The sequence below is a fragment of the uncultured Arcticibacterium sp. genome (assembly GCF_964021845.1).
Taxonomy (GTDB): Bacteria; Bacteroidota; Bacteroidia; order Cytophagales; family Spirosomataceae; genus Arcticibacterium.
Map to the genome: position 1 here is coordinate 200,687 of NZ_CAXHZC010000006.1, position 26,589 is coordinate 227,275.

The 26,589-nt window shown below is 36.3% G+C and carries 33 protein-coding genes; 17 read left to right on the forward strand and 16 right to left on the reverse strand.

The window, feature by feature from the left end; genetic code table 11:
- The first annotated feature begins 11 nt into the window (after positions 1 to 11).
- From AADJ06_RS17010 to AADJ06_RS17020, 3 genes are read left to right on the forward strand one after another with little or no spacing between them, the layout of a single operon-like run.
- Complete coding sequence (locus AADJ06_RS17010) at positions 12 to 674, forward strand: hypothetical protein (RefSeq protein WP_341227685.1); 663 nt, start codon at positions 12 to 14, stop codon at positions 672 to 674.
- A complete protein-coding gene (locus AADJ06_RS17015) occupies positions 674 to 1,477 on the forward strand; it encodes a histidine kinase (protein WP_341227686.1) in 804 nt (267 codons plus the stop codon). Before AADJ06_RS17010 ends, AADJ06_RS17015 begins: the two co-directional genes overlap by 1 nt.
- Complete coding sequence (locus AADJ06_RS17020) at positions 1,461 to 2,126, forward strand: response regulator transcription factor (protein WP_341227687.1); 666 nt, start codon at positions 1,461 to 1,463, stop codon at positions 2,124 to 2,126. Before AADJ06_RS17015 ends, AADJ06_RS17020 begins: the two co-directional genes overlap by 17 nt.
- Here the strand turns inward: AADJ06_RS17020 and AADJ06_RS17025 are convergent.
- The 6 genes from AADJ06_RS17025 to AADJ06_RS17050 form a co-directional block, all read right to left on the reverse strand.
- A complete protein-coding gene (locus tag AADJ06_RS17025) occupies positions 2,112 to 2,504 on the reverse strand; it encodes a RidA family protein (RefSeq protein ID WP_341227688.1) in 393 nt (130 codons plus the stop codon). The genes AADJ06_RS17020 and AADJ06_RS17025 overlap by 15 nt on opposite strands.
- Before the next feature lie 70 nt (positions 2,505 to 2,574).
- Positions 2,575 to 3,750, reverse strand: coding sequence for a chromate efflux transporter (gene chrA, locus AADJ06_RS17030; protein ID WP_341227689.1), 1,176 nt, complete (start codon positions 3,748 to 3,750; stop codon positions 2,575 to 2,577).
- 105 nt (positions 3,751 to 3,855) lie between these two features.
- Positions 3,856 to 4,407, reverse strand: coding sequence for a YceI family protein (locus tag AADJ06_RS17035; RefSeq protein WP_341227690.1), 552 nt, complete (start codon positions 4,405 to 4,407; stop codon positions 3,856 to 3,858).
- A 12-nt stretch (positions 4,408 to 4,419) separates the two neighbouring features.
- Positions 4,420 to 5,379, reverse strand: coding sequence for a 2-oxoglutarate and iron-dependent oxygenase domain-containing protein (locus AADJ06_RS17040; RefSeq protein WP_341227691.1), 960 nt, complete (start codon positions 5,377 to 5,379; stop codon positions 4,420 to 4,422).
- Positions 5,380 to 5,501: 122 nt separating this feature from the next.
- Positions 5,502 to 6,113, reverse strand: coding sequence for a recombination mediator RecR (gene recR, locus AADJ06_RS17045; RefSeq protein ID WP_341227692.1), 612 nt, complete (start codon positions 6,111 to 6,113; stop codon positions 5,502 to 5,504).
- Positions 6,114 to 6,137: 24 nt separating this feature from the next.
- Positions 6,138 to 6,431 (reverse strand): ATP-dependent Clp protease adaptor ClpS, encoded by a 294-nt coding sequence (locus AADJ06_RS17050; protein ID WP_341227693.1) that lies wholly within the window; start codon positions 6,429 to 6,431, stop codon positions 6,138 to 6,140.
- A 93-nt stretch (positions 6,432 to 6,524) separates the two neighbouring features.
- On the opposite strand from AADJ06_RS17050, the gene AADJ06_RS17055 reads away from it, so the two are divergent.
- Positions 6,525 to 8,012, forward strand: coding sequence for a sodium:solute symporter (locus AADJ06_RS17055; protein ID WP_341227694.1), 1,488 nt, complete (start codon positions 6,525 to 6,527; stop codon positions 8,010 to 8,012).
- Here the strand turns inward: AADJ06_RS17055 and AADJ06_RS17060 are convergent.
- Entirely contained in the window at positions 7,990 to 9,219 is a 1,230-nt protein-coding gene (locus AADJ06_RS17060; protein ID WP_341227695.1) for a T9SS type A sorting domain-containing protein, read from the reverse strand. The genes AADJ06_RS17055 and AADJ06_RS17060 overlap by 23 nt on opposite strands.
- 170 nt (positions 9,220 to 9,389) lie before the next feature.
- On the opposite strand from AADJ06_RS17060, the gene AADJ06_RS17065 reads away from it, so the two are divergent.
- Both AADJ06_RS17065 and nuoB read left to right on the forward strand, forming a co-directional pair.
- Complete coding sequence (locus AADJ06_RS17065) at positions 9,390 to 9,854, forward strand: NADH-quinone oxidoreductase subunit A (RefSeq protein WP_341227696.1); 465 nt, start codon at positions 9,390 to 9,392, stop codon at positions 9,852 to 9,854.
- The gene (gene nuoB / locus AADJ06_RS17070) at positions 9,851 to 10,360 is read left to right on the forward strand and encodes an NADH-quinone oxidoreductase subunit NuoB (protein ID WP_341227697.1); all 510 of its coding nucleotides are present in this window, start codon (positions 9,851 to 9,853) and stop codon (positions 10,358 to 10,360) included. The genes AADJ06_RS17065 and nuoB overlap by 4 nt, the downstream gene beginning before the upstream one ends.
- A 32-nt stretch (positions 10,361 to 10,392) precedes the next feature.
- On the opposite strand, the gene AADJ06_RS17075 is transcribed toward nuoB, so the two are convergent.
- Positions 10,393 to 12,195 (reverse strand): acyl-CoA dehydrogenase, encoded by a 1,803-nt coding sequence (locus AADJ06_RS17075; RefSeq protein WP_341227698.1) that lies wholly within the window; start codon positions 12,193 to 12,195, stop codon positions 10,393 to 10,395.
- A gap of 39 nt (positions 12,196 to 12,234) precedes the next feature.
- Positions 12,235 to 12,543 (reverse strand): SCP2 sterol-binding domain-containing protein, encoded by a 309-nt coding sequence (locus tag AADJ06_RS17080; RefSeq protein ID WP_341227699.1) that lies wholly within the window; start codon positions 12,541 to 12,543, stop codon positions 12,235 to 12,237.
- A 216-nt stretch (positions 12,544 to 12,759) separates the two neighbouring features.
- Here AADJ06_RS17080 and AADJ06_RS17085 point away from each other — a divergent pair, with 216 nt between their 5' ends.
- The 11 genes from AADJ06_RS17085 to ftsZ all read left to right on the forward strand — a co-directional run bounded on the left by AADJ06_RS17085 (position 12,760) and on the right by ftsZ (position 22,465).
- Complete coding sequence (locus tag AADJ06_RS17085; protein WP_341227700.1) at positions 12,760 to 13,362, forward strand: RNA polymerase sigma factor; 603 nt, start codon at positions 12,760 to 12,762, stop codon at positions 13,360 to 13,362.
- A 2-nt stretch (positions 13,363 to 13,364) separates the two neighbouring features.
- A complete protein-coding gene (locus tag AADJ06_RS17090) occupies positions 13,365 to 13,559 on the forward strand; it encodes a hypothetical protein (protein WP_341227701.1) in 195 nt (64 codons plus the stop codon).
- Positions 13,559 to 14,386, forward strand: a complete 828-nt coding sequence (locus AADJ06_RS17095; protein ID WP_341227702.1) for a mechanosensitive ion channel domain-containing protein — start codon at positions 13,559 to 13,561, stop codon at positions 14,384 to 14,386. Before AADJ06_RS17090 ends, AADJ06_RS17095 begins: the two co-directional genes overlap by 1 nt.
- A gap of 23 nt (positions 14,387 to 14,409) precedes the next feature.
- Positions 14,410 to 15,336 carry a DUF3078 domain-containing protein gene (locus AADJ06_RS17100; RefSeq protein WP_341227703.1) on the forward strand — a complete coding sequence of 309 codons (927 nt, stop codon included), beginning with the start codon at positions 14,410 to 14,412 and terminating at the stop codon, positions 15,334 to 15,336.
- Positions 15,337 to 15,364: 28 nt separating this feature from the next.
- Positions 15,365 to 15,766 carry a large conductance mechanosensitive channel protein MscL gene (gene mscL, locus AADJ06_RS17105; RefSeq protein ID WP_341227704.1) on the forward strand — a complete coding sequence of 134 codons (402 nt, stop codon included), beginning with the start codon at positions 15,365 to 15,367 and terminating at the stop codon, positions 15,764 to 15,766.
- Positions 15,767 to 15,951: 185 nt separating this feature from the next.
- Positions 15,952 to 17,136, forward strand: coding sequence for an FtsW/RodA/SpoVE family cell cycle protein (locus AADJ06_RS17110; protein ID WP_341227705.1), 1,185 nt, complete (start codon positions 15,952 to 15,954; stop codon positions 17,134 to 17,136).
- Complete coding sequence (gene murG / locus AADJ06_RS17115) at positions 17,133 to 18,215, forward strand: undecaprenyldiphospho-muramoylpentapeptide beta-N-acetylglucosaminyltransferase (RefSeq protein ID WP_341227706.1); 1,083 nt, start codon at positions 17,133 to 17,135, stop codon at positions 18,213 to 18,215. Before AADJ06_RS17110 ends, murG begins: the two co-directional genes overlap by 4 nt.
- 2 nt (positions 18,216 to 18,217) lie before the next feature.
- Positions 18,218 to 18,994 (forward strand): GNAT family N-acetyltransferase, encoded by a 777-nt coding sequence (locus AADJ06_RS17120; RefSeq protein ID WP_341227707.1) that lies wholly within the window; start codon positions 18,218 to 18,220, stop codon positions 18,992 to 18,994.
- A gap of 2 nt (positions 18,995 to 18,996) precedes the next feature.
- Positions 18,997 to 19,758, forward strand: a complete 762-nt coding sequence (locus AADJ06_RS17125; RefSeq protein ID WP_341227708.1) for a hypothetical protein — start codon at positions 18,997 to 18,999, stop codon at positions 19,756 to 19,758.
- Between the two features lie 27 nt (positions 19,759 to 19,785).
- Positions 19,786 to 21,135: a cell division FtsA domain-containing protein gene (locus tag AADJ06_RS17130; RefSeq protein WP_341227709.1), complete on the forward strand. Its 1,350-nt coding sequence runs from the start codon at positions 19,786 to 19,788 to the stop codon at positions 21,133 to 21,135.
- A 25-nt stretch (positions 21,136 to 21,160) separates the two neighbouring features.
- On the forward strand, positions 21,161 to 22,465 hold the full coding sequence (gene ftsZ, locus AADJ06_RS17135; RefSeq protein ID WP_341227710.1) for a cell division protein FtsZ: 1,305 nt from the start codon (positions 21,161 to 21,163) through the stop codon (positions 22,463 to 22,465).
- 3 nt (positions 22,466 to 22,468) lie between these two features.
- Here ftsZ and AADJ06_RS17140 read toward each other — a convergent pair whose 3' ends face one another.
- The 7 genes from AADJ06_RS17140 to cyoE all read right to left on the reverse strand — a co-directional run bounded on the left by AADJ06_RS17140 (position 22,469) and on the right by cyoE (position 26,589).
- Positions 22,469 to 22,756 (reverse strand): hypothetical protein, encoded by a 288-nt coding sequence (locus AADJ06_RS17140; RefSeq protein ID WP_341227711.1) that lies wholly within the window; start codon positions 22,754 to 22,756, stop codon positions 22,469 to 22,471.
- On the reverse strand, positions 22,749 to 23,270 hold the full coding sequence (locus AADJ06_RS17145) for a DUF420 domain-containing protein (protein ID WP_341227712.1): 522 nt from the start codon (positions 23,268 to 23,270) through the stop codon (positions 22,749 to 22,751). The genes AADJ06_RS17140 and AADJ06_RS17145 overlap by 8 nt, the downstream gene beginning before the upstream one ends.
- Positions 23,267 to 23,956: an SCO family protein gene (locus AADJ06_RS17150; protein ID WP_341227713.1), complete on the reverse strand. Its 690-nt coding sequence runs from the start codon at positions 23,954 to 23,956 to the stop codon at positions 23,267 to 23,269. Before AADJ06_RS17150 ends, AADJ06_RS17145 begins: the two co-directional genes overlap by 4 nt.
- 1 nt (position 23,957) lies before the next feature.
- On the reverse strand, positions 23,958 to 24,293 hold the full coding sequence (locus AADJ06_RS17155; protein ID WP_341227714.1) for a cytochrome C oxidase subunit IV family protein: 336 nt from the start codon (positions 24,291 to 24,293) through the stop codon (positions 23,958 to 23,960).
- Positions 24,294 to 24,318: 25 nt separating this feature from the next.
- Positions 24,319 to 25,047: a cytochrome c oxidase subunit 3 gene (locus AADJ06_RS17160; protein WP_341227715.1), complete on the reverse strand. Its 729-nt coding sequence runs from the start codon at positions 25,045 to 25,047 to the stop codon at positions 24,319 to 24,321.
- An 88-nt stretch (positions 25,048 to 25,135) separates the two neighbouring features.
- Positions 25,136 to 25,711 (reverse strand): cytochrome c oxidase subunit 3, encoded by a 576-nt coding sequence (locus AADJ06_RS17165; protein WP_341227716.1) that lies wholly within the window; start codon positions 25,709 to 25,711, stop codon positions 25,136 to 25,138.
- Positions 25,708 to 26,589, reverse strand: coding sequence for a heme o synthase (gene cyoE, locus AADJ06_RS17170; protein ID WP_341227717.1), 882 nt, complete (start codon positions 26,587 to 26,589; stop codon positions 25,708 to 25,710). Before cyoE ends, AADJ06_RS17165 begins: the two co-directional genes overlap by 4 nt.

Consider the following 26,589-nt stretch of genomic DNA (forward strand, 5'->3'; position numbering starts at 1 on the left):
ATTTAACAACATTGTTAGACTTATTTTTTAGTTTTATATCAAAGTACCCAGGGGCCTTTTTTGAAAGTGCCTGTATTTTAATTCCTTTGGCCCTAGGACTCATTAGATGGCAGCTACTTAGCCAAGAGTTCAAGCTCATATGGATTTATACGGTAATACTTGCAGTAACAGACATTCCACTTTGGTGGACTGCACTTCAAAGTATTAATAATTACAGATGGAGCAATTTCCAAGAAATTTTAATTTCCGGTTGGCTATTTTTCGTGTTTTTTAAGATACTCGATGGAGTATCTATAAAAGCCCTCTATATCATATACATGATATTTGCAATTATTATATTCTACGATTTTAATTGGATAGATTATTCTGGAAAAATATTCTCTTTCGACCGACTGCTTTTCATAGGGTTCTCCTTTATGTTTTTTTATGAATTGCTAGAAAAACTAGAGGTTGTTGATCTTTTACGCTATCCTAAATTCTGGTTCTTTACAGGAACATTAATAAGCAGTTTAGGTACTCTTTTTATGTTCGTCTTTTCAGAATATGCTTCTTACACTTACGATTACTTTTCTCTTTTCAGATATTTGAAAGATTCGTTTAAATACATCTTTGTTTTTTGTCTTACTATTGCTCTATTCCTTGATAATCGAAATTTAAAACCAAAAATTTATTAATGGAAACCGCCATCCAATCTATTCTTATTGGCACTTCAATACTACTCTTAATGGGGTTTTCCGTTGTTGGTTTTGTGGTTTATTACCAAAGAAAACAAATTAGAAACCAAAGAGCCCTAACGCAATTAAAAGAAATACATCAAAAACAAATGCTCAGCAACTCACTTGCCGTACAAGAGGTAGTACGTAGAAAAATATCCAATGACCTCCACGACGAAATAGGCGGATTACTATCTGCCACAAAGCTTAGTATTAGCTCGCTAAGTAAACAGGTAGATGCCAGTGTGGTGGAAAGAGTAAATCATTCTAAACAGCTTGTAACTGAAGCATTATCACAGGTAAGAAGCTTATCACGTGACCTTATACCTCGTACTCTTGAGAAATTTGGTCTAGAGCTTGCCATTCAAGAATTTATTCAAAAAATGGAAGAAGCTACTTCTGTTGAGTTTGACTTTAGTCATGAAGACGATTTAAAAAGACTTCATCCTGAAATAGAATTAGCTACCTACCGAATTATACAAGAGCTAACTAATAACTCTCTAAAACATGCCGAATGTTCTTTGATTGAAATTGACTTAAGAGTTATTTCAGAAAAACTACAAATAAAGTTTACGGACAACGGAAAAGGTTTTGATCTTGCAAGTGCATTAAACTCTAAAAAAGAAGGTTTAGGCTTAGGAAATGTATTTTCTAGACTTTCTGTAATTGAGGGAGAGTATACCTTTGACACTAAAAGAAACTCAGGTATAGAATACTTAATAACCATACCCAAAAAAAATATAAACCATGAAGAAGAAAATTAAACTGGCTATTGTAGACGACCACCTCCTTTTTAGACATGGTATGGTTCAAATCCTATCCCAGATTGATGATTTCGAAGTGGTTCTGGAAGCTTCAAACGGTCAAGAATTTTTAGAAAAACTTTCGGAGAAGGAAGTTGACTTAATTCTCTTAGACATACAAATGCCCGAAATGGATGGCATTCAAGTAACAGAGTATCTTAGAAAACAAGATGAGGAAGAGCCAAAAATAATTATTCTATCTATGCATAATGAAGACCAGTATATTCTTCATTTATTAGAAATAGGTGCAAACGGATATTTATTAAAAGACACAGAACCAGATGAGGTAGAACTAGCCATAAGAAAAGTTAATGGGCAGGGAATTTACTTTACCGATTTTGTTAGTCGTGTAATGCTGAGAAAGGCCACGCTCAAAAAGTTACCGCGTTCTGGTAAATTCTTTAACTACAAGAAAGACTTATCTGAAAGAGAACTAGAAGTTTTAACGCTTATTTGCCAAGGACAAACTACCGCAGAAATAGCCGACAAAGTGTGCCTGAGCCCAAGAACTGTTGAAGGGCACAGAACCAGAATAATGGAAAAACTAAGTGTTAAAAATACGGCTAGTTTAGTAGCTTTTGCCGTTAAAAATCAATTAATCATGATTTAAGATAGCGGTAGCCTCTATTTCTACTAAATAAGCTTCCTGAATCATTCTACTCACTTCTATCATGGTAGTACAAGGTAGTGTTTCTCCAAAAAACTCGGAATGGGCTTTTCCTATTTTGTCCCATTGCTCTATATCTTTTACATAGATTCTGGTTCTCACCACGTCTTTTAATTCTCCACCCAATTGCTCAATGGCATTTTGAATTCGCATCAAAATGAATCTAGTTTGCAAAAAAGGGTCATTCGCCCCTACTATTTCACCACTATTGGTAATAGAAACCGTTCCACTTACTTCAATAGTATTAGCCACTCTTACGGCACGCGAATACCCTACCGACTTTTCCCAAGAGGTTCCTGAACTTAAATTTTTTCTTCTCATATTTGACATACGTTTCTGATGTTCCTTTTGTCCAAAAAAAGCCTGCACAAAAGTCAAATAACACTGAACACTAATAGTTTAGAATCAAACCAAGAAAAAGCCCGCCCATAATAATTACGTAAGAAGGTATCTTGGTTGTAATCAAAATCAAGAATGTAATTATGATAGTCCATACCGATATCATAGAGCCCGACATGGTTTCAAAAAGAGAAATCCCTGCGGCTATAGTCAAACCTGTACTCGAGGCATTTATACCTTCTAAAGAAGCTCTTACAGCTCTATATTGCTTTAATTGTGTCCAAAATCGAATCACAAAAAATATCATCAAAATTCCTGGAAGGAAAATACCCAAAGCTGCTACTCCAGCCCCTAGAATTTGCCCACTTACACCCCAATCTCTCATTGACAAGGAACCAACAAAAGAAGCTATTGAAAATGTAGGCCCAGGAACCAACTCTGCTATGGCAATACCTGAGAGAAATTCATCTGCAGATAAATAATGCTTAAACTCTACAAACTCATTGAAAAGTAGCGGTTTCATAATATGACCTCCTCCAAAAGCCAAACTGCCGTTTCTGTAAAAGTTTTCAAAAAGCCGTACAGGAAGGTTCTGTGTTATTGAACCTACGGCGATAGACGCTCCAAAAACAACAGCCCATAAAACAAAATTTCTCCACGCTATTTTTATTGGACTTTTATCCATTACCTCTTGTTCTTCAAATTTAAAAGAAGACACTATTCCTCCTAAAAGAATAAGAGCGGGTGTAACATAAGGAGAACGATATAAAAAAGCCATACCAGCCCCTAAAACCATCAAAACCCAACTAGTTTTAGAATGAATTACCTTTCGGCCAATTACATACGCAGCATAAAAGATAAAAGCAATCCCCATCGGTTTAATAAACCGAGTCATTTTTAGCAATAAATCTTTATCAATAAAAGACACCCCAAGTGCCGCACCCGCCATTATAATGGTGGCTGGCAATATCCAAACCAAAAGTGTAATAATGGCTAAGACGGGCCCGCCTAGCTTGAAACCTATAGCCGTTAAAGTTTGTGTAGATGTGGGACCAGGAAGTATTTGACAGAGTGCCTGAAGCTCCATAAGTTCAGCCTCTGTTAGGTATTTATGACGAATAACAAAATACTTTATAAACAAGGTTAGGTGAACGTTTGGCCCACCAAAACCAGTCAATGCTATGGTAAGCACATCCCTTAAAAATATAAAATATCTTATTTTACGCATATTTTCACTGCGAGTTCCTTATGGCTTAGAACTACAATCTACTAAAAAAAGAAATCGATGCATGCACCGATTTCTTTTTTTAGCTTCTCGATATGAAATTTTTGTCTATTTCATCTCCACTACCTGAAGACTTACGTCAGACCAAGTCTTGTTCATGTGAAGTTCTTTACATGCTTCACCAATAGCTTCTAAAGCCGCGTTTCCACTAAAGTCAGTTAGTATATCGATGCTTCCTGTAACTATGGTAGCTGTATCATTTTCTGCAATAGCAAAATCAAATGTTTTCTCAACGCCATTCATTTTCAATGTTACTGGAATAAGCCCATCTTCCGCTACTCCATAAGAACCCGTAATTAATGAATCAGAAAGGTTGTTAAAGAAAAACTCTACCAATTTAGCATCACGTGGTTCATTGTTAGTATTTACACTTTTTGCATTTATAGTAAATTCGTTTCCTGAAAGGCTAATTTCATCAAAGCTCCCTGGTACACCCACTTTATCTGGTGTTTTAAAAGCCGTCCAAGTCAATGTAGACTTTGCTAAATTAAAATTATATGCCGTGGCCTCTGTCGTTTCTTCCGTTTCTTCAGTGTTTGTTGAAGAATTACAAGACACCATTACAGATGTCACAAACATGGCTAAAAGTACTTTTTTCATTTTTCTTTTTATTTATTTTTTGAGTCCTAATTCTCTTAATCTTTCTTCTAAAAACTCTCCTGCAGTCATATCAACATACACTTTGGGAGAGGCCTCAGAAATACACGAATCTAACGAAGTCAAGTCCATTTCGGCACGTGGGTGCATAAAAAACGGTATTGAAAACCTAGATGTTTTCATTTTCTCCACAGGAGGATTTATAACCCTGTGAATAGTTGACTTAAGTTTGTGGTTTGTTAGCCTATCTAACATATCACCCACATTTATTACTATTTGGTCTGGTAAGGCAGTCACAGAAATCCATTCGCCATCTGCCCTTAATACCTGAAGACCATCTGCTGATGCTCCCATTAAAAGCGTTATCAAATTTATATCACCATGAGCCGCAGCTCTCACAGCCCCTTCTTCTAATAATTCTGGATTTTCAATTGGGAAATAATGCAAAGCCCTAAGAATACTATCACCCTGATATACTTTGGCTTCAAAATAATCTTCTGGCAGCTCTAAATAAAGAGCTATCGCTTTCAATAGTGTACGTCCCGTGTTTTCAAAGATTTTGAAAGTCTCTTTTGTGAATTCTTCAAATTCAGGAATTTCTTCTGGAAAAACATTTTCCGGCATTCCCTCTCTCGGGTTCAGCTGACCTACATGATAAAACTCCTTCAAATCAGGCTTTTTAAAGCCCTTTGCTGTTTCTTTATTTTTACCAATGTAGCCTCTTTGACCCGCTAACTCTGGAAATTCATATTTTGTTTTCAAGGCGTCCTCTTGATAAAAAAACTTCTGCACAGCCGCATAAAGCTTTTCTCTCAATTCATCAGAAAGGCCATGATTTTTAAGTGCCACAAAACCAATATTAGTAAAGGCCGCACCTAGTTCACCTACAAATTTATTTTTTAGCTTAGAATCTCCCGAAGTAAACTCAGCTAAGTCAATCGATGGGATAGTGTCTAAAAGTGTTTGTTGAGACATATTCTTGTGAAAATTGTTATTCAAAAATACGAGTTTAATTGCTCTTTTATTAAAAAAACCGTTCAGAATCCTGATTGAGGTATACTAAAGGCGTAATTCCTTCGCCTTACTAAAAAATTATTTTACTGAAGGTCTGACCTTGTACGGCTAGCTATACTTCGTCCTAAGGTTATTTCGTCTGCATATTCTAAATCTCCACCTATGGGAATGCCTCTAGCTATGGTGGTTATGTGCAAATTGAAGTCTGTTAATTTCTTTTGAAGATAAAAAGCAGTGGTATCTCCTTCCATTGTAGGCGAAAGTGCTAAAATGATTTCTTTGACCTGACCACTTTCCGAAATTCTTTTCATAAGTGTATCAATGTTCAAATCATTGGGGCCAATACCGGCAATGGGAGAAATTATTCCCCCTAAAACATGATATTGCCCTTGATATTGAGCTGTATTTTCTATAGCCAATACATCTCTAGTATCTTGCACCACACAAATTATTTGTTCGTCTCTGTTTATCGAAGTACAAATTTGACATAACTCATCATCAGAGATATTATGACATTGGCGGCAGAAGGTAGTTTTTGTTCTTAAATCAATCAATGCTTGCGAAAGAGCCATTGTTTTTGATTCGTCAGCTTTCAGTAAATGCAGGGCTAAACGCAATGCAGACTTCTTCCCTATTCCTGGAAGTTTAGAAATCTCATCAATTGCATTTTCAATAAATTTGGAAGGGTAATTCACTTATTCTTTTTGAAACGTTAGCATTTACTTAACCATTACTTCAGCCGAAATACCTCTCCTGCAAATTTCGTTTCGCTGGCTCACTAGTTCATCATACTCACCCGAATTTACAGCACACTTACCTTTTAAATGAATAATCATGGCACATTGTTCAGCTTGAGTAGGTTCATGTTTACAAACATCTACTAGCGTATCAATGACATGGTCAAAAGTATTGACGTCATCATTAAAAACCACAAGACTCCATAGTTTAACGTTTTCTACTACCTCGTCTAAGGCTGTTACAATTTCTATTTCAGGACTTTCTTCTGGTTTCATTTGCTTACTGTGTTAAAGCGACACAAAAATATCAAAAAAAGCTATTTTCTTATGCTTATCTTTGAGCCTTTCTGAATAACCAAGCTTTACTTTATGAGTCCCGGATTAGCCATCACCATTCTTTTAGTGTACTTCGCTGTGCTCGTTTTCATTTCAATCAGAACTTCTAAAGGTGCTGATACTAACTCATTTTTCAATGCTAACAAGGAGGTGCCTTGGTATTTGGTGGCTTTTGGAATGATAGGTACTTCCCTTTCTGGGGTAACTTTTATCTCCGTACCTGGGGCCGTAGGTACTAAAGATTTTTCTTACTTTCAAATGGTTTTGGGCTATACCCTTGGTTATCTTTTTATAGCCACGGTTTTGATGCCCATTTACTACAAACTTAACCTCATCTCTATTTATACTTATTTAGAGAAACGTTTTGGATTTTGGTCTTACAAAACCGGCTCTGCATTTTTCCTTTTGAGTAGAACATTAGGCTCAGCAGTAAGACTTTATATTGCAGCACAGGTGCTTCAAATTGTCATTTATGACCCATTAGGTGTTCCTTTCTGGCTTTCTGTATTAATTACTATTGCTCTTATTTGGATTTACACTTTTAAAGGAGGTATTAAAACCATTGTAATAACTGATACGCTACAAACTACATTTTTGGTATCCGCTGTAGCCTTAACCATTTATTTAATTACAGCAGAAATGGGCTTAGATTTCAGTGGAATGCTTGATACTGTTTCTTCCAGTTCATATTCTAATATTTTCTTTTTTGAAGGTGGCTGGTCAGATCCCCAAAACTTCTTTAAACAGTTTTTCTCCGGAGCACTTATTGCCATTGTCATGACTGGTCTTGACCAAGATTTGATGCAGAAAAATCTGGTATGTAAGAATATTGGTGAAGCCAAGAAAAACATGCTTTGGTTTACCATTGTACTAGTTTTTGTTAATTTGATGTTTTTAGGCTTAGGTGCATTAATGTACATCTATGCACAGAAACAAGGCCTTGATATTCCAGCAAAAACTGACGACCTCTACCCTATGATGGCTTTACAGCATTTTGGTAGTTTAGATTTTGGCATGACTGGTATGCTAGTAGCCGTTATGTTTTTAATTGGAATTACGGCCGCTACTTACGCCAGTTCTGATTCTGCTTTGACAGCACTTACCACCGCTTTCTGCATTGATTTCTTAAACTTAGAAGGCAAACCGGAACCTGAAAGAAGGCGATTGAAGAACATTACCCACGTGGGCTTTTCACTTCTGTTTTTTGTAGTAATCATGGCTTTTCATGCCTTAAACAGCACAGATGTTATTTCCGCTACTTTTCAGATAGCTAGTTATACTTACGGACCATTGTTGGGTTTATTTGCTTATGGTATTTATACAAAGAGAAGCGTAAAAGACAAATTTGTACCTTACGTTTGTGTTGCAGCCCCCATACTTACCTATGTTTTGGTTCAAATAATAGAGACCCAAACAGCATATCGATTTGGTTTTGAAAACTTGCTTTTAAACGGAATGCTTACTATTGCGGGTTTATTTGCACTCAAAAACTCTGAAACTAACGTTTCACCAGCTTCTTAGTAAATTTGCCCTTTTCGGAATTTACCGTTAGAAAATGGATTCCAGGAGGGTAATTATTAAAGCTGATATAGAAAGTTGGCTCTACTAAAGTGTTTTTTTGCAATTCCATTAAGACCTTACCACTGTTATTGGTTAAGACAACTTCCGTATTTTCTGACCTTAACGCTATTGGCACAGCTATGGCTAACTTTTTCTGAACTGGATTAGGGAAAACTAAAACTTTTGGTTTTGGTTCTTCTCCTAATATCACGAAACTCTCTAGATTATTTACAGGCCAACCTATCTCATTAAGAATGGTCAGCACTTCGCCACTTGGCTTGTGAATAGCCAGTGCTGCAAGGATAGATGGAGACATAATGGAGTATGCATTTGGCGTATCTGTACTTGAATTAGCATCTCTAAAGTCAATATGCGATAAACTTGCCCCTTCCTTATACTCTTCCGGAGAGTAAATCTCTGGAGTTCTTCCACGATAATTATCATTAGTGACATTAAAAACTAGGGAATTGCTCACCATTTCTTCTTTCAAATCTTCAGAAGGGTTTAGGTAATTAGACTTATCTACCAAAGACTCTCCCTCTTCCGTTTGAACGAACGTGTCAAAAATATAAGGAAAACTAGACTGTCCCCACTGACCTTCGGACTCATTATTAATAAGCTTCATAGATGAAGAGAAACCTAAACCATGAGCTATTTCATGTAGTGCAACTGTAACTAAATCAAACTTACCTGAAAAAGTAGTTCCGTCAGTGCTGTAAGACCAATTTGTATTACTATTTAAAGTCACGTTAATATCGAAGTCGCCATCATTTAAATCTTTACCTGATATGGCTTCTGCCAATGGGCAAACATACCATACGTCTCTGTAAGGAGCATTATCTATATTTCTGTAAATTCTAGTGGCCCCAGAATAGGCCAAAGTGGTACCACCACCTATGTTTTCCCATTTAGCATTAATTCTAATGGGTTGGTTTGAAATTAAAAGAGTTTCCCAAATACTCACAGCCTTTTCGAATGCAATTTGAGCCACATCAGGAAAACCAGTGTAAGAAACATCAATGTTACTCGTAACAGTTCTTCTTGCTTTTTCTGAGCCTTCTGCCAAAACCTGAAAGAAAGCGTCATGCTTATCAGCATGGCAAACAATTGGTTCTGGAATAGCTGACTCCTGCCCAAAACCTAAAAAAGGAAAGAGAACACAAGACAAAATTAAACTTCGATTAAACAACATAAATTTTAAAATGAATGACCTTTAAAACTAAATACACTCTTTATCAATAAATCATAACAAATTTTACACCATTTTTTTGGACGAGAATGAAACCATATGTCACATTTTTAAATTAAATAACTAGGTTTGTATCCTAAGGACGAAAAATGGCTCAAAATTTTACTTTCATATTTTTATTTATTCTCGGTGCATTTTTAATGCTATCCGTGCTTTTAGGAGTTGCAAAACTACTAAGACCTGATAAACCAAACCCCGAAAAAAACGCGTCTTATGAATCTGGAGAAGATGTTGAAGGAGATGCTGTGGTCAGTTTTAACATTAAATTCTATGTAATAGCCATCATATTTCTCCTATTTGAGGTTGAGTTGGTTTTATTATTTCCTTGGGCCACCGTTTTTGGAAATGCTAGTCTAATAAATGAAACGGCAGGAGCTTGGGCTTGGTACGCCATAGGTGAAATGTTTGTCTTTATATTTTTATTGACTTTAGGTTTAGTGTATGCCTGGAAAGAAGGCCACCTAGATTGGATAAAGTCTTCTGTGGTCAAAACAGAATTTGAAGCCAAAGTACCAATGGCTGCCTACGAATCTATTAATGAAAAGTATCAATGAATTTTGATTCCTTAGAAAATAGCGAAAGAATAAAAGATGGTCAGGGTGAAGTGATTTTGACCAACTTGGATGAACTAGCCAACTGGGCTCGTGCAAACTCACTTTGGCCTCTAGGCTTTGGTTTGGCTTGTTGTGCAATTGAAATGATGGCTTCTATGGCTTCAAATTATGACTTAGAGCGTTTCGGTATTTTCCCAAGAAACTCGCCGCGTCAGTCTGACCTAATTATAATTTCAGGAACAGTTACCTTCAAAATGGCCGACAGAATCAAAAGGCTATATGAACAAATGGCAGACCCTAAGTATGTGATTTCTATGGGAAGCTGCTCTAACTGTGGAGGGCCGTACTGGGAGCATGGCTACCATGTAGTAAAAGGTGTTGACAGAATTATCCCGGTAGATGTATATGTACCTGGCTGCCCTCCAAGGCCAGAAGCATTAATAGGTGGAATTCTGAAACTTCAAGACAAAATAAAAGGCGAAACGCTTGATTCTATTAAAGAATAAGCCCTCCGCCTTTTGTTTAAAAATCCTTTATTTTAGAAAACCATTTTCTCTTCTCCTCTTAAAACAGTAATGACCTCACCGTCCGTAAGACGTGTAATAAACCCTTCCGTTTTAGGGAGCTCATAATGAAAGAAAAACTGCATAGTTTTAATCTTACTTTCTAAAAATGCCTTTTGCTCGGCGTTAATTCCTACATCTTTCAAACCATTTGCTGCTACACTCGCCATTTTAAGCCATTGCCATGAAATGGTCACTAAACTGAATACTTCCATATAAAGTGTAGCATCAGAAAGAAAAAGCTCCACATCACCAGTGGCAGCTACTTTCATCAGATGCTGCGTAACTTCAGAAAGTCTTTTAACGGCATCGCCTAGCTTTCCTGCATATGCTTGCAGTTTTTCTGTTTGATTTGCCTCTTTTATAGTTTTGTTTATTTCTTCTGCCAAAAGGAACATTGCTTTTCCGTCTGCCATCAAAACCTTACGACCTAATAAATCTAGCGATTGAATCCCTGTGGTTCCTTCGTAAATTGGTGTAATTCTAATATCTCTATAATACTGTTCTACAGGAAAATCTTCCGTAAAACCGTAACCACCAAAAATCTGAACTGCTTCAGAAATTGATTTGACTCCAGCTTCACATGGATATGTTTTAGCTATTGGCGTGAGCAATTCTAATAACAAATGATACTCCGCTTTTTCTTTAGCATCCTCCAACCTATGTGATAAGTCATAATACTTAGACACTTCAGTCAAAAGAGATATTGAACCTTCTACCACAGCTTTCTGGAAGAAAAGCATTCTTCTGACATCCGGATGCTGAATGATAGGAATTTGCGGTGATTCCACAGCCGACTTTTCATTAAGTCTTCTGCTTTGCGGACGCTCTTTTGCATATTCTAAGGAGGCCTGATAAGCCGCAGAAGCAATAGCTGCTCCTGTTACTCCCACCCCTATTCGAGCTTCGTTCATCATCTGGAACATGTAGCTTAGGCCTTTATTCTCTTGTCCTATCAAATAAGCCACACAGTTATTTGACCTATCGCCAAAACCTAAATGCATAGCCGGAACGCCTTTTTGACCTAATTTGTGAAAAATCCCTACATTGGTCACATCATTAAGTTCTCCGTTTGGTAAAATTTTGGGAACTACGAATAAAGAAATACCTTTTGAGCCAGAAGGGGCTCCTTTAATTCTAGCAATAACTAAGTGCACCACGTTATCACAGCAGTCATGGTCTCCTGCAGAAATGAATATCTTTTGCCCGGTTAATTTGAATGTACCATCTTCTTCTCTAGTAGCCGTAGCATTAATATCAGATAAAGATGAGCCTGCTTGTGGTTCGGTAAGGCACATAGTACCTTGCCATTTCCCTGATAACATTTTTTCTACATAAGTCTCTTTTAAATCATCTGAGCCATAAGCAGTAATCAACCTTGCTGAACCAGCTGTCAATCCACTATAAAGCATTCCATTATTTGCGGCTATCAAGGTAAAGCCAACTGCACTCCCTACAGTAAGCGGCAACTGAGAGCCACCATCTTCATAAGAAAAGTCTGCTGATAAAAGTCCTGCCTCACCTATAGCCTTTAAATAAGCTTTAATAGATGGATGTACTTTTACTTCACCATCTACTAATTCAGGTTGATTTTTATCTACAGCCGAAAGACTAGGAAACATGATGGTATCTCCAATGTGTTCTGCGGAGTCCAAAACCATTTTGAAAGTTTCGGAATCATGATCTTCAAAATAAGTTAGTGCACTTAGAGAAGATGCCACATGTACGTCTTCCAGAATAAAATCTAATGTTTTTCTGTCAAAATATTTACTCGCCATTTTTATTGTTTGATGAAGTATTAGTTGAAAAAATTGTTCTTACATGAAGCCTAGCATTTTAGCGTACTTCATCATTGCTCCTGGATTTGATACTTTCAATTTACCAAACATCATAGCCGTCATTGGATTCATCTCACCCGATGCAATCTTTGCAAAATCATCTGCCTTGGCTTTTAATGTAACCTCTGGCTCTCCTACTAGTCCTTCTAAAAACTCAGCAACACCATCTTTAACAGCGAGGGTATACTGCTCTTCCTTAAAATCAAAGTGCAGTGCAGTGTTTAGACCTTTATTTTCCTCAGGGTCTACTTTTTGGGGTACTCTTTCTAAAAACTCTCTTGCGTTCATTAGTTTGTTGTTATTTTTTCTGTAAATATAACTATTTACCCTTCTCAATCATGCTTTAGGCTTCACGCAAGACGACTGAAAAGCTTATCTTATAGATACATTTTAGCCTTAAGCATACCAAAACCGTTAATATTTTTAAGATATTTGCCTTTTAAAAGTGAAAATCTCAAACTTTTCTCAAATTTCTAGTTACTAAATCAAATTGCTTAGTCTAATATGCGTAGTCAGTTGTACGATAAGATGAAAGATGAAGAACTAGTTCGAGAATATGTTTCTACGCAACAAAATATCTATTTTGAAGAAATATATGATCGCTACTCCGAAAAAGTTTATCGAAAATGCTTTTCATTCACTGGAGACACAGCTAAAGCAGAAGATTTGGCTCATGATATATTCTTAAAAGTTATTACCAAGATTGGTACTTTTAAAGAGAATGCTCGTTTTTCTACCTGGCTCTATTCCATTACATACAATTACTGTATGGATAATATCAGGAAACAGAAAAAAATGAGAGAAGAAGCCTGGGACGATAGAATGGAATTTGTGGAAGAAGAGGTTGACACTGAACTTCTAGGTATGAAAGCCGAAGGACTCCATAAAAGTCTTGAGCAAGTATCTCCTCAAGAAAAAGCAATGCTTTTGATGAAATATCAAGACGACTTTAGCATAAAGGAAATTGCGGAGACTTTTGAATTGTCTGAAAGTGCAACCAAGATGAGGCTGATGAGAACAAAGGAGAAAATGAAAAAACTCTATTTAGAGCATGTAGCTTTGTTCGCTCTTATAGCACTAAAAATACTCTTATTCTTTAAAAAATAAACATGGCTAATAATAACTTTGACATAAACACAAATGAGATCTTTGAAGGCTCAGACAAAGTAAAAGACCAGTTAGTATCAGAAATTGATATTATAAGAGAGGCCATGGTTATGGTCAATATGTTTATAGGGGAACCCTTTAGAGTAGGAGCAACTTTACTTCAGGAAATAGAAGCCAACAAAACACTAAAAAACTAATGGATAAATTACCAAATATTAAGGACATCTTAATAAGTACCTTTCAAAACCTAATAACACAATTTGGAGAATTTACCTCCAATTTCATTGGTGCAGTGGTTATACTTTTAATAGGTTGGCTTACAGCCAAAATAGCAAGTACCGTTCTTAAAAATATAATCTCAAAAATTGGCCTTGATAAGCTTGGTGAGAAAATAAACGACATAGACGCACTTAAGAAATTTGACCTTAATATAAAGTTGAGTAAGGTTGTATCAAAGATTGTCTACTTCTTCATACTGATAGTTTTTCTAATACAAGCCGCACAAACATTAGGCGTTCCTGCCATTTCCAACATGTTTGCAATGGTGGTAGAATACATTCCAAAGGTTATCTCCGCTACCATAATGATATTTGCTGGTTTATTACTTGCAGATGCTGTTAAGTCTTTTGTGGTAGGCCTATGCGAATCTTTCAATATAGCATCAGGGAAATTAATAGGAACCGGTGTCTTTTTCTTCCTATTGGTCATAACTATTATAGCGGCCTTAGGTCAGGCTGGAATAAACACTGCTCTTTTAGAAAGCAGTTTCAATATACTAATAGCGGGCATTATCCTTTCGTTTTCAATAGGTTACGGCTTTGCTTCTAAAGAAATATTGCTTAATATTATAAGTTCATTCTACTCAAAAAACAAGTATTCGGTTGGTGAAACCATTGAGATTGACGGAATAAAAGGAGAAGTTTTAAAAGTTGATAACACCACTATAACTATTCAAAATGGTGATGCAAAAACAGTATTTCCATTAAGAGTTCTACAAACCGAAAAAGTAACAATACACAAATAATAAACCCCATATATTTTTTTAAGATGAAAAAACAAATTTTAAGTATAATCTTCCTATCCCTAATGGCTATTGGTGCATATGCACAGGAAGCACCAGTAATGAATAATTTAGAAGATTCATTACGCGTAGGCTGGTGGGACAGAAACACTCAAGTAGCCCTTAACTTTTCTCAAGCTTCCTTTAATGACAACTGGCAAGGCGGTGGAGTTAACAACTTCGCAATTGGTCTTTTATTTAACAACCTTGCTGTAAAGCATAAAGGAAAAGGAGTATGGACAAACGACATTCAATTTCAATATGGCTTCCTTAAAAACAAAGGCATTGATTTGAGAAAAAGCGTTGATAGGCTTTTTGCTGAAAGTAAATATGCAAGCAGCATTTCTCCAAAATTGAACTGGTTCGCAGGTGTTAATCTTCTTTCTCAGCTTTCTGGAGGTTATGAATTTGGTGATGACGGCGTAAGAGGAAATATGATTTCAAACTTTTTTGCCCCTGCATTTCTTTCTGAAGGCATTGGCCTTGAATGGGTTCCTAAGCCATACTTTACGGTACAGCTAGGTGGTGCTACTGTAAGACAAACGCTTGTTTTCAACGATGAAGTTTTTGAAAATAAAGCCATAGAAGTAGAAGCTAAAAATGGAGAGATTATTAGAAGGGCTTATGGCGTAGATGAAGGTAAAAACATTCTTAATGAACTAGGTGTACAGGCAGTAGCATCATTTGATAAAAATATTACCGAAAACTTTAATCTTAAGTGGAGGTATCAAGCATTTGTAGCATACGCTCCCGAAACTAAGCCTATTGACCATAACATTAACTTAATTGCCACTTCAAAAATTGGCAAATACTTTAACGTAAACTTTTCTTTAATAGGTATTTATGACGAAGACCAAGTAAAGAAATTTCAACTTAGCCAAGGTCTTTCCGCTGGCTTTTCACTTGCCCTTTAATTTTTTTCAAACATAAACATATATCAAGATGCTTAAAGAATTTAAAAATTTCATAATGACAGGAAATGTCATTGACCTTGCAGTTGCGGTAATTTTAGCAGGAGCTATTGGCCTTGTAGTTAGCGGTTTTGTAGGAAACATCATGATGCCAATAGTTGGTCATTTTGCTGGTGGACTTGACTTCGCTGACCTCAAAGTAGTTTTAGACCCAGCTATTATGGCTGAAGACGGAACTGTAGCAACTCCTGAAAATGCAATCAAATATGGTATATGGATTAATAGCATTATTAATCTTATCACAGTAGGTATTGTTCTTTTTATGATTGTTAAGGCTTACAACAAAACTAAAGAACCAGTAGCTGATCCAGCTCCAGCGGGACCATCTGAATTAGATATTCTAAAAGAAATCAGAGACTCTCTTAAAAAGTAATTTTTCAGAGAACATATAGAACCAAAAAGGGAGGAACGAGACGTTTCTCCCTTTTTATCTTTTGAGCCGAATTAAAAACTCAGATTATCTTTTGCGAAGTGTTTTTTAAACGTAAATTTGAACAACAAAGGTCTAATTACTAACTCTAATTAGATTAATATCAAGCTTTTCTAATAAAACGTGTAATGAATAGGTTCAAACTGAAGGACCATCTGCAAGGCGACATGCAGATTTGGGTCATAACTATTTTTCTGTCTCTTTTTGGCATTGCTGCGGTATACAGCTCTATTTCAGCTTTGGTTTATAGAACTTCAGCTACACCTGAAATCGTCATTTTTAAACATGCGTTTTTTGTAGCTATCGGTTTTTTTGTAACCTACTTTGTGCATCGGTTTGATTTTATAAATCTAGCTCCTTTAGCCAAAATACTCCTTTGGCTAACTCCGTTAATTCTTATTTACACCCTGTCTTCTGGTAGAGAAGTGGGTGGTGCCAAAAGATGGATTTCTGTTTTTGGCTGGACTTTTCAGACTTCAGACCTAGTGCGTCTGGTACTTATTACCAACCTTTCTGCCATGCTGGCAAGAAAGCAGAACACTTTAGATAATTTCAAACACCTATGGCCTATCATTATATGGTGCGGTGTTTTATGTGGCCTTCTCGCTATTTCTAGTTTCTCTACATCTGTGATTCTCGGATTGACCTGCCTTATGATTATGATCATTGGTCGTATTCCTAGAAAATATATTCTTTGGCTTACAGGTTCAGTATTCATGGGATTAATACTCGCCTTTGGAGCAGGTTGGATTTCTAAGGTAGTTTTTGACAAAGATTTTGGAAGAACCCAAACAGTTATTGATCGAGTAGAAGCTTTCACAAATTCAGATTTAGATAGCAACGGCCTAATTGGTGGTGCGGTAGGTAGCAATAGTATTCAGCAAGACCAAGCCCTAGCTGCGGTGGCAAGAGGAGGTCTCTTTGGGGTAGGGCCAGGAAGAAGTGCTATAAAACACGGAATGGCCGAGTCTTATTCCGATTTCATTTACGCCATAATTATCGAGGAATATGGCCTCATGGGTGGCATATTTATCTTAGGTCTTTATCTCTGGCTTTTAGCAAGAGGCTTTAAAAATATTGAAAACACTACGCATGCCTTCGGTGGTTTGTTAAGTATAGGATTGACCTTAAGTATTGTATTTCAGGCATTAACGCATATGTTTATAAATGTGGGTTTGGGTCCAGTTACGGGTCAAACATTACCCTTGATTAGTAAAGGAGGAACTTCTATCCTTTTCACATCAATTGCCCTTGGCATAGTATTAAGCGTTTCAAAAAATCATGAGGCTAAAGCCGCAAACAAACTAAGATGAGTAAACCTTACAAAATAATTATCAGCGGAGGTGGTACTGGAGGGCATATATACCCAGCCATAGCCATTGCCAATGAATTAAAGTCAAGGTATACCGATATTGAAATTCTATTTGTTGGAGCTGAGGGCAAAATGGAAATGGAAAAAGTTCCTAAAGCTGGTTTTGAAATTATTGGACTACCAATAGCAGGAATTAACCGTTCCAATATGCTGGCTAACTTAAAGTTTCCGTTTAAACTCATCAACAGCCTTAGACTCGCTTATAAAACAATAAGCACGTTTAAACCAGATGTCGCCATAGGCGTGGGTGGCTATGCCAGTGGCCCCACTCTTCTTATGGCAAACTTTAAAGGAGTAAAAACCTTACTTCAAGAGCAAAATTCATACGCAGGAATTACGAATAAATTCTTGTCAAAAAAAGCTTCAAAAATATGCGTAGCCTATCCTAAAATGGAAACCTTTTTCCCAATTGAGAAAATAGTATTCACAGGAAATCCCGTAAGAAAAGACATTATTGAAAACATCAAAACTAGAAAAGAAGCTCTAGCTCATTTCGGTTTAGATGAAAATAAGAAAACATTATTGATTATTGGCGGTAGCCAAGGTGCCAGAAGTATTAACCAAGCTATAGAAGCTAGATTGAAAGATTTAACAGAAGCTGATCTTCAAGTCATTTGGCAAACGGGCAAAAACTTTAAATCAGAATTTCCTACAAATTCTAAGACTTACATTTCTGAATTTATTTATGAAATGGACTTAGCCTATAAAGCAGCAGATATTGTTATCTCTAGAGCCGGAGCATTATCAGTTTCTGAACTTTGTTTGACCAACAAGCCCTCCATCTTAGTTCCGCTTCCTACTGCAGCCGAAGACCATCAAACCATGAATGCTATGAGTTTGGTAAATGAGAATGCAGCTCTATTGGTAAAAGACATTGATGTCAATAAAGAACTTATTAAAACAACTTTGGAATTAGCGTCAAACAGCAATTTACAAGGTGAGTTGAGCGAAAATATTAAAGCTTTCGCCAAGCCTAAGGCTGCGGAAGATATTGTAAACCAAATTTTAAGCCTAATATAGGAATGAAGATATTTTATTCAGAAAATAACGTGGACTACAGCAGCTATACTTTTTCGTATGCCATTTATGCTATGCGAGAGGGTCAAGAAGATGTATCACCTATTTATGATAAAGGTTTTCTTCCTTACACTGGAAACATAACGCTTGAGTCTGAAACGTTCTATTTAGCTAGAAGCTTGCGAGTTGACTTGGCAAGATTTGAAGATACTTCTGAAAATAGGAGGATTTGTCGTCAAATAGAACCTCTTGGCGTAAGTGTAGAATTGATAGAGAAAGACAAGTTTGACCTTGAAGAGCCAACCTTTAAAGCTCTTTGTGAAGCATATATTACCGAAAGAATTGGCGATTCTAACATGACCCAAGAGCGTTGGAATTATATATTGAAAAGCAGTATTGGAACACATATTCTAAAGTTTAAGAATGCTGATAAAACTTTAGGTTACATTCTCGTTAGCCTAACGGATACCATGTTACACTACTGGTTCTCATTTTTTGACACAGACTATATGAAAAGTCATTCGTTAGGAAAATGGATGATGTGGCGTGCCATTAACTGGTCTAAAGAAAGGGGATTGGATTTCGTATACTTAGGCACCGCGTATAAACCTGCGGCTCTTTATAAAATTAGAGACCATAAGGGTTTAGAGTTTTGGGACGGTCAGCAGTGGAATCAAGACGTTAAACTCTTGAAAGAATACTGTAAGACAGATTTAGAAGAAAAAACATCAGATAGATTTAAAAATCTAGAGGAACCTAACAGCTTCCTAAACCAACTATAACAATGAAACTAACTCTAAATAACTTCAAGGAATACGGATTTGCAGGAATCGGCTTGGTGGTATTACTGTCACTCATTGCTTTTGTAAATGAGAAATCTAGAATACAGCGATGTCAAGGAATAGACATCAAAATGATTAAGAATAATGACCAGTCTTATATATCGAAAGAAGATGTAAAGAAATACATCACTAAAAACGGTTTAGAACCACTTGAAGGAAAAGTACTCTCTGAAATTGACTTAGGTAAACTTGAAGAGCGTATTCAACAAATAGACCAGATAGAGTATTGCGAGGTTTATGGAGACCTTAAAGGAATGCTTCATGTGAAAGTAAAACCTTACATTCCATATGCAAGAGTCAGCTCATATGTTTCGAAAAATGACCAGTACTTAAATGAAAGCGGTCACTTTTTCCCTCTTTCCAAATATCACTCAGAAAGAGTTCTCTTACTCTCTGGAGATTATTTTTATAAAAAGAAATCACTTCAAAAACAGGATGACGCTTCCTTAATGGAACTTATAAAGGTCATCAAGACAGACGACTTTTGGGATGCTCAAATATCTCAAATGGATGTCAGCAAAAGTGGACAAATCAAATTTGTCCCAGTTTTAGGAAATCACATTATTGAATTTGGAAAGGCTGAAAACATAGAACAGAAACTTCATAAACTGAAAGTTTTTTATAAACAGGTTATGACTGTAAAAGGCTGGGATAAGTTTTCTAAAGTCAAATTACAATATGCCAACCAACTTGTGTGCGAATAAAAAAGTGAATCCTAATAATCGAGAAAAATGAAAGAACAAAAAGAACCAATGTATTCCGTAGGCCTAGATATCGGAAACTCCAAAATGTGTGCCGTAGCAGGTAAAAGAGACGAACATGGAAAAATTAGTATTCTGCATTACGCAGAAGAAAAGTACGACCCTGATTACGAGTCTATGTCAAAAGGTTTTTCAAAAAACTCACAGAATTTTGAACAAACAGCTAGCAGGGTTTTACAAAAACTGGCCAATAAATCTAGCTTAGATATTGGTTCTGTGAATTGTAATTACTCCAACGAGTTTATTACGCTAAAAGGAGAACGCGAAGAATACACTAACTCAGGAAATAAGTTTACAGTAAATGATAACACTTTAGTACAACTCGTTAAAACTGCCAAGAGTAATTTTAACAAGCGTAACAAGGCAGAATGCATTCATTCTTTACCTACTGACTTTTTTATAGATGGTGAAAAAATAAACAAATACCCTGAAGGTGCTACCGGAAACAAATTGACCTGCAACTTTAACTTTGTGGTTTCACCTGTTGAAAAAGTCAACGATTTTTTAGAAAGCACCCACGAACTATCTTATGGTTTTTTAGAAAGTAGTAGAAAGGGACCAAGCCCGGTAGCAGTAGACCAACTTATATATACGCCAGTGGCAGATGCCGCAGCCACACTTTCTATTGAAGATAAACAAAACGGAATTTTGCTTGTAAATTTCGGTTCTCAACTGACCGAAGTTACGGTTTATAAAGATTTCGGTTTGAGACATACTGCCGTTTTAGGAATTGGCTCTTTAGCTATTTTGAAGGATTTATCTCAAGCATTCAATATCACGGAAGCACAGTCAGAAGAGGTGTTAAGAGCCAGTTCAGACAAGAGTAGTAAGGAAATTGAAATAAACGAGGTACTAGAATTAGAAGGAAAAGACGGCCTTCCTACTAAGCAGTTATTACAAAGGTCGGTAGCTATAGTGATAGAAAGTCGATTAAAAGAAATAGTCGGTTTAATAGCGTCAAATGTTATTGACAGCAATTATGCCAAAGTTTTAGGAAACGGTGTCATAGTATCTGGAGCTGTTGCAAGGTTAGGATTGGTTAAAAAGATATTTCAAAACTCTTTTTCCCCTTTGACTGTCAGGGTGGCTGATTCTGTAAGAAACATTGACAATAATACGTTCTTTGAACTTTCTCACCCAAAATATAGTACGGCCGTTGGTTTAATGTTATCAACCCTAAAACCAGCAGACGACAGATTACCAATGACTAACGTATTGAAAGAGAAAAGAAAAAAGACTATCTTTTCATTCAAAAATAATCCAATTTCTTCTTTCCTTGAAAGATTGGAGGATCCTGAATTAAGACAAACTTATAACTAGTAGCTTTCACTTTAAATTAGAAATTATGTTATACCCTCAAGACTATGGACTAGATTTCCAATCTGACATGCCTAATATTATTACCGTAATAGGTGTAGGTGGAGCCGGTGGAAATGCTGTTAAAACGCTTTTCAAAATGGGCATCAAAGATGTCAATATTGTAGCGGCTAACACAGACCTTCAGGTTCTAAAGAACTTGCCAAAAGAAATTACGAGACTCCAGCTTGGGGCTGAACTAACAAAAGGACTAGGTGCAGGTGCAATTCCTAAAGTTGGAGAACAGGCGGCACTTGAAAGTGAAGATTCTATTCATCAGCTTTTTAATGAGCCTACTGAAATGGTTTTCATTACAGCTGGTATGGGTGGCGGAACTGGTACAGGTGCTGCTCCAGTAATAGCCCGTATAGCTCAGGAAAAAAACATGCTGACAGTAGGTGTGGTTACAGACCCATTTAGCTGGGAAGGCACAGAAAAAATTGAGCAAGCATTAGAGGGAATTGAAAAAATGAAAACCTACTGCGACACTGTCCTTATTGTCAAAAATGATAGATTGGAAAACCTATTTCATGATATGGATATCCAAGAGGCCTTTGAAAGAGCTGATGGGATACTAGCTAATGGCGTTAAGAGCATTGCCGAATTGATAACAAGACCAGGTATTATTAACCTTGATTACGCCGATGTAAAAACAGTGCTTAAAAACGCTGGACAAGCCGTTATGGGCTCTGCTGAGGCATCTGGTGTAGACAGAGCCAAAATAGCCGTAGAAGAGGCCTTAAAATCACCGCTACTGCATAGTAATAACATCAAAGGTTCTAAGAGGTTATTGGTTTCAATATGTTACTCTGATGAAAGGCCAGAATACAAAATTAAAATGAGTGACCAAGCCATGATTATGCGTTTCATTGAAAATGAAATTAAAACCAAGGCAAAAATAGTTAAGCACGGATACTCTATTGACCGCAGCTTAGAAGACCGTATAAGAGTGACTATAGTAGCTGCTGGAATCACGGATTTTAACACCGCACATGAAACAAAGAAAGAGGACGAAAGTGAGAACAACGAATCAAACAACAGTGAGAGCCCTTTCTCTACCTTTGGAATGCCAGGAATTGCAAGTCAAAAGAGTAAAAAGAAGAACCCTATCCCTGAGAATCAAGTAGGTTTATTTGAAGCAGAAGAAAAACTAAGAGAGAGCGTAACCAGCTTTGCCAAAAACGATAATATCAAAGAGGATATTGAAAATACGCCTGCATACCTCAGGTTTGGATTAGAGCTAGTAGAAGTAGATGATATTCCGGAAGAAAACAGGCTTATCAATAAGATATAAAGATTAGCTGTAAATTTTCTTTATTTGGTTAGTAAGAGAGAGCTTTTCCGAAAGCTCTTTTTTACTTGCTCTAAACCAGAAAAAAGCTACACCACCCACCAATAGGTATGGAGTTAAAAGTAGGTAAAGAATTCCAAAGTTAAGTCCAGTACCAATTACTCCCCTTCCTTCACTCAAATTACTACCTACAGTAGCTCTACACATGGCACACTGAGCCATACTAACATTAGAAACTAACATTACCGCTAGTAAAACAAACACTACCTTAAATAAGAAACTTCTCTTAAGCATAATATGGTGATATCATTAAATAGGCTATTACTCCTGTTATAGAAACGTATAACCAGATAGGATATGCAAATTTAACCAGTTTTTTGTGTCTTTGAAAGTCTTGAACCACTGCAAAGTAAAAGGCTCTTAAAACCAATGGAAGTACCACCAAAGACAATACTATATGGCTAATTAAAATAAAATAATAAAATACTCTTACAGCACCTTCTCCACCAAAACTTGTAGAAGAATTAGTCAAATGATAAAGCACATAACACACTAAAAAAAGTCCACCTAAAGAAAAAGCTGACGTCATAACTATCCTATGAGCCATTTGTTTTTTTTGCTTTATTAAAACCAATCCTGTAATTAATAAAACTGACGTTAGCGTATTTATACAAGCATTAAGATGTGGTAATACGCTGGTCCATTCACCTAGATAAGGCTTTGACCTAATTCCTAACAAAACCGCCACCACTACTGGCACAACAATAGAAATTATATTGATTGTTTTCAGCGAGTATTCCTTTTTCATTGATTAATATCTTTTAACACCTTAATCTCCAATTTCAATCTGTCTATTTCTAACAAATCTGTGGCATCATAAATTCCACGAATAAAGTTATTCTCATCTAGTAAGAGAGCCCTTTCTGAATGAATGAATGCTTGATCTACATCAAGGTTGCCCAATGAATCTAAACCAGAATAATCTGCAACTGGTAATTTAAACTCTTCTATGGCAAGTTTGTAGATATACTCCTTTTGTCCAGTTAGTAATTGCCATTGTTTAAGCTCAGGACTAAACTCAGAGGTATATTCTGAAAGAACCTCTGGAGTGTCAAACTCTGGGTCTATTGTAATACTAAAGAAATTAACACTACTGTCAGTCTTGAAAGTTTCCTGTACCCTCGCCAAGTTTTCATTCATCATAGGGCAAATAGTACCACAACGACTAAAGAAAAAACTTACCACCTTTATTTCGTCTCCTAATTGAGACAAAACCACGGGTTCACCAAATTGATTGGTTAAAGTAAAATCACTTATGGTATTAAAAACAGTATCTCCCTCCGTAATTAGAACATGACCAGACTCGTCTAAAACTGGAAAATATTTAGGTAAGCTAAACTGATTATCGCCGAATGTTTTAAGAAATACAAAAAACAAAGCCGGAATTACTAATAACACAATTAGTATTCCGGCCTTAAAATAACCTTTATTCATCTTATTTTAGCGAACCTATGTATCCACCCTCATAGTATACAAGAGCTAAGATAAACCATAAGACAAAAACTACGGGTAAAACCACGGTCCATATTAAAGCTTTGACCTCATGCTTTAAGTGCATGAATGTGCCCACTATATAAAACGATTTCACAAATGTTAGAATAATGAAAAGTGATATTTTCAACCATTTTCCAAAATCACTGTCTGAGCTAATTTGAAATGCAATCACAAATTCAACCGCCGTAATTATTAGCAGAATCCAAAAAACTTTCCAAAGTTCCTTCGTTTGTGGTTTTTGCTTTTCTGCATCAATATTTTCTATATGTTCTGCCATCTTTTAATATGCTTTAATAATGTGATCAAACTAGGTAAAAGAAAGTAAATACAAACACCCAAACAAGGTCTACAAAGTGCCAGTAAAGTCCAACTTTCTCCACCATTTCATAGTGTCCTCTTTTTTGATAAACACCATTTGAGGCATTATAAAAAATGAGAATATTAAGTATTACTCCAGAGAGTACGTGAGTTCCGTGAAAACCAGTTATAAAGAAGAAAAAGTCTGCAAATGCCGTAGGACCATACTCATTACTTATTAAATTAGCTCCACCTGCTCCTGTTCCATGAATAAAGTGTGACCATTCCCAAGCCTGTGAGCCTAAGAAAGTAAATCCACCTAAGATTGTCCAAAGCATCCATTTTTCTACGTCTGCCTTATCCATTCTATGACCTGCTTCTACAGCTAAAACCATAGTAACAGAACTAAATATCAAAATGAAAGTCATTATTCCTACAAATACCAATGGTAAACTTAAACCATGTAATAAAGGAACCGCTTCAAAAACCTTTTCAGGAGTAGGCCACCATTCTGTTGACGGCACAAAATCCGCAATTGATTGACCAGGATTAAGATCCTTAAAAGTAGGATAACTAAATCTTACTAATCCATAAGAAATCAATAAAGCAGAAAAAGTAAATGTATCTGACAAAAGGAAAATCCACATCATCAGTTTACCATATCCAACTCTCATTGGTTGTACACCACCCTTCCAAAGAAGATTATCTGGTGTAGAAGAAGCATGACTTGACATAAAACGCTTTTAATTTTTTCTATTATACCACGGCAAATTTAAACATCTTTTATAAAAATGCCTTGAGAATAGAGTATTGGTTAAAAAATTATCTGAAATACAATAAAAACACAAATAGGTAAATCCAAAGAATATCTAAAAAATGCCAATAAGTAGCACAAACTTCAATCTGCACTAAACTTTTCGCATGAATATGTAATTTAAAAGCAGCCATTAAAGCAAATATTAGAACAACTAGACCACTAAGTAAATGGAATGCATGCAAACCTGTCAAAATATACATGAAAGAGCCAGACGGGTTGCCTTTTAAGTATACTCCCGCAGCCTGAAGTTCCTGCCAGCCTAAATACTGCATCACTAGAAACACCATTCCAAAGATAAAAGTACCTGATATGAACGTTCTCAATTTAGAGAACTCATCTTTCTTAGCTGCTTTAAGAGCCAAGTGCATTAAAACACTACTAATTAACAGTACTCCCGTACTCCAATAAAAAACAGCTGGTAGTGAAAATTCTACCCAATTCCCTTCTGCTCTTCTTACCAGATATGCCGAAGTTTGCGATGCGAAAAGCATCAAAATAGTAATAATAAAAAGCCATGTAATAAATTTCCATTTATTTATGCTTAACACTGGCTTTGCCTCTTGTTTTGAAATTGCCATCATATTTTATCTAGTAAAAACGCGATTTGAACTACAGGCAAATAAATAAAAGAGCCAAACATTAATTGTAATGCAGCTTTATTATCCATTTTCCTCATTAAATGAAAAGTTTGAATCAAAAATAACACCCCAAATAGCATGGCTATCATAGCTGAATTAATTCCTGTCATTCCAAGATACATAGGAACCCAGCAAAGTGGTAATAAAACCACCGTATAAATCATTATTTGAATAGCAGAATTGATATTTCTTCCACCAGTTGAAGGCAAAAGCTTAAAACCTGCCTTCTTATAATCATCATCTAACACCCAAGCTATTGCCCAAAAATGAGGAAACTGCCAGAAAAACTGAATCCCAAAAAGTATACCTGGCTCTAAACCAAATTGGTTAGTTGCGGCCAGCCAACCTATCATCGGAGGAAAAGCTCCTGGCAAAGCTCCAACGGCAACGGCAATTGGCCCTTTTCTTTTTAATGGTGTATATACAAAGCCATATAGCACAAAGGATAAAAAAGAAATAGCTGCGGCCTTAATATTGAAGAAATATAACAACAAGAACATAGCTATTGCCAAACATATGGCACCAAAAATAGCGGCCTCATTCACAGTTAGTCTACCAGAAGGCAGAGGCCTAGCCTCAGTTCTAGTCATAAGTTTATCAAGGTTTATTTCGCAAATTTGGTTAACAATATTTGCCGCAGCCGTAGTTAAAAACGCAGCAAGAGCAAACAGTGCTAAAGAACCATAGTTAATCACAGAAGCTCCAAGCATAAAGCCAATAGCACTAGAAAATACTACAGTAGCAGATAACCTAAATTTAGTCAGCTCATAAAAAGCTTTAATCTTACCACCCATACTCCTTGAAATTACTAATTCGTCCAT

What these genes read in the sequence shown, in the direction of transcription:
- AADJ06_RS17140 (WP_341227711.1), bottom strand. Translation starts at nt 22,756, where the DNA reads ATGCTTAAGAGAAGTTTCTTATTTAAGGTAGTGTTTGTTTTACTAGCG.
- AADJ06_RS17085 (WP_341227700.1), top strand. Translation starts at nt 12,760, where the DNA reads ATGCGTAGTCAGTTGTACGATAAGATGAAAGATGAAGAACTAGTTCGA.
- AADJ06_RS17100 (WP_341227703.1), top strand. Translation starts at nt 14,410, where the DNA reads ATGAAAAAACAAATTTTAAGTATAATCTTCCTATCCCTAATGGCTATT.
- AADJ06_RS17130 (WP_341227709.1), top strand. Translation starts at nt 19,786, where the DNA reads ATGAAAGAACAAAAAGAACCAATGTATTCCGTAGGCCTAGATATCGGA.
- AADJ06_RS17155 (WP_341227714.1), bottom strand. Translation starts at nt 24,293, where the DNA reads ATGGCAGAACATATAGAAAATATTGATGCAGAAAAGCAAAAACCACAA.
- AADJ06_RS17120 (WP_341227707.1), top strand. Translation starts at nt 18,218, where the DNA reads ATGAAGATATTTTATTCAGAAAATAACGTGGACTACAGCAGCTATACT.
- AADJ06_RS17110 (WP_341227705.1), top strand. Translation starts at nt 15,952, where the DNA reads ATGAATAGGTTCAAACTGAAGGACCATCTGCAAGGCGACATGCAGATT.
- AADJ06_RS17160 (WP_341227715.1), bottom strand. Translation starts at nt 25,047, where the DNA reads ATGTCAAGTCATGCTTCTTCTACACCAGATAATCTTCTTTGGAAGGGT.
- AADJ06_RS17090 (WP_341227701.1), top strand. Translation starts at nt 13,365, where the DNA reads ATGGCTAATAATAACTTTGACATAAACACAAATGAGATCTTTGAAGGC.
- mscL (WP_341227704.1), top strand. Translation starts at nt 15,365, where the DNA reads ATGCTTAAAGAATTTAAAAATTTCATAATGACAGGAAATGTCATTGAC.
- chrA (WP_341227689.1), bottom strand. Translation starts at nt 3,750, where the DNA reads ATGCGTAAAATAAGATATTTTATATTTTTAAGGGATGTGCTTACCATA.
- AADJ06_RS17055 (WP_341227694.1), top strand. Translation starts at nt 6,525, where the DNA reads ATGAGTCCCGGATTAGCCATCACCATTCTTTTAGTGTACTTCGCTGTG.
- AADJ06_RS17165 (WP_341227716.1), bottom strand. Translation starts at nt 25,711, where the DNA reads ATGATGGCAATTTCAAAACAAGAGGCAAAGCCAGTGTTAAGCATAAAT.
- AADJ06_RS17145 (WP_341227712.1), bottom strand. Translation starts at nt 23,270, where the DNA reads ATGAAAAAGGAATACTCGCTGAAAACAATCAATATAATTTCTATTGTT.
- AADJ06_RS17025 (WP_341227688.1), bottom strand. Translation starts at nt 2,504, where the DNA reads ATGAGAAGAAAAAATTTAAGTTCAGGAACCTCTTGGGAAAAGTCGGTA.
- AADJ06_RS17080 (WP_341227699.1), bottom strand. Translation starts at nt 12,543, where the DNA reads ATGAACGCAAGAGAGTTTTTAGAAAGAGTACCCCAAAAAGTAGACCCT.
- AADJ06_RS17035 (WP_341227690.1), bottom strand. Translation starts at nt 4,407, where the DNA reads ATGAAAAAAGTACTTTTAGCCATGTTTGTGACATCTGTAATGGTGTCT.
- AADJ06_RS17095 (WP_341227702.1), top strand. Translation starts at nt 13,559, where the DNA reads ATGGATAAATTACCAAATATTAAGGACATCTTAATAAGTACCTTTCAA.
- cyoE (WP_341227717.1), bottom strand. Translation starts at nt 26,589, where the DNA reads ATGGACGAATTAGTAATTTCAAGGAGTATGGGTGGTAAGATTAAAGCT.
- AADJ06_RS17125 (WP_341227708.1), top strand. Translation starts at nt 18,997, where the DNA reads ATGAAACTAACTCTAAATAACTTCAAGGAATACGGATTTGCAGGAATC.
- AADJ06_RS17050 (WP_341227693.1), bottom strand. Translation starts at nt 6,431, where the DNA reads ATGAAACCAGAAGAAAGTCCTGAAATAGAAATTGTAACAGCCTTAGAC.
- AADJ06_RS17065 (WP_341227696.1), top strand. Translation starts at nt 9,390, where the DNA reads ATGGCTCAAAATTTTACTTTCATATTTTTATTTATTCTCGGTGCATTT.
- ftsZ (WP_341227710.1), top strand. Translation starts at nt 21,161, where the DNA reads ATGTTATACCCTCAAGACTATGGACTAGATTTCCAATCTGACATGCCT.
- murG (WP_341227706.1), top strand. Translation starts at nt 17,133, where the DNA reads ATGAGTAAACCTTACAAAATAATTATCAGCGGAGGTGGTACTGGAGGG.
- AADJ06_RS17040 (WP_341227691.1), bottom strand. Translation starts at nt 5,379, where the DNA reads ATGTCTCAACAAACACTTTTAGACACTATCCCATCGATTGACTTAGCT.
- nuoB (WP_341227697.1), top strand. Translation starts at nt 9,851, where the DNA reads ATGAATTTTGATTCCTTAGAAAATAGCGAAAGAATAAAAGATGGTCAG.
- AADJ06_RS17020 (WP_341227687.1), top strand. Translation starts at nt 1,461, where the DNA reads ATGAAGAAGAAAATTAAACTGGCTATTGTAGACGACCACCTCCTTTTT.
- AADJ06_RS17015 (WP_341227686.1), top strand. Translation starts at nt 674, where the DNA reads ATGGAAACCGCCATCCAATCTATTCTTATTGGCACTTCAATACTACTC.
- AADJ06_RS17150 (WP_341227713.1), bottom strand. Translation starts at nt 23,956, where the DNA reads ATGAATAAAGGTTATTTTAAGGCCGGAATACTAATTGTGTTATTAGTA.
- AADJ06_RS17075 (WP_341227698.1), bottom strand. Translation starts at nt 12,195, where the DNA reads ATGGCGAGTAAATATTTTGACAGAAAAACATTAGATTTTATTCTGGAA.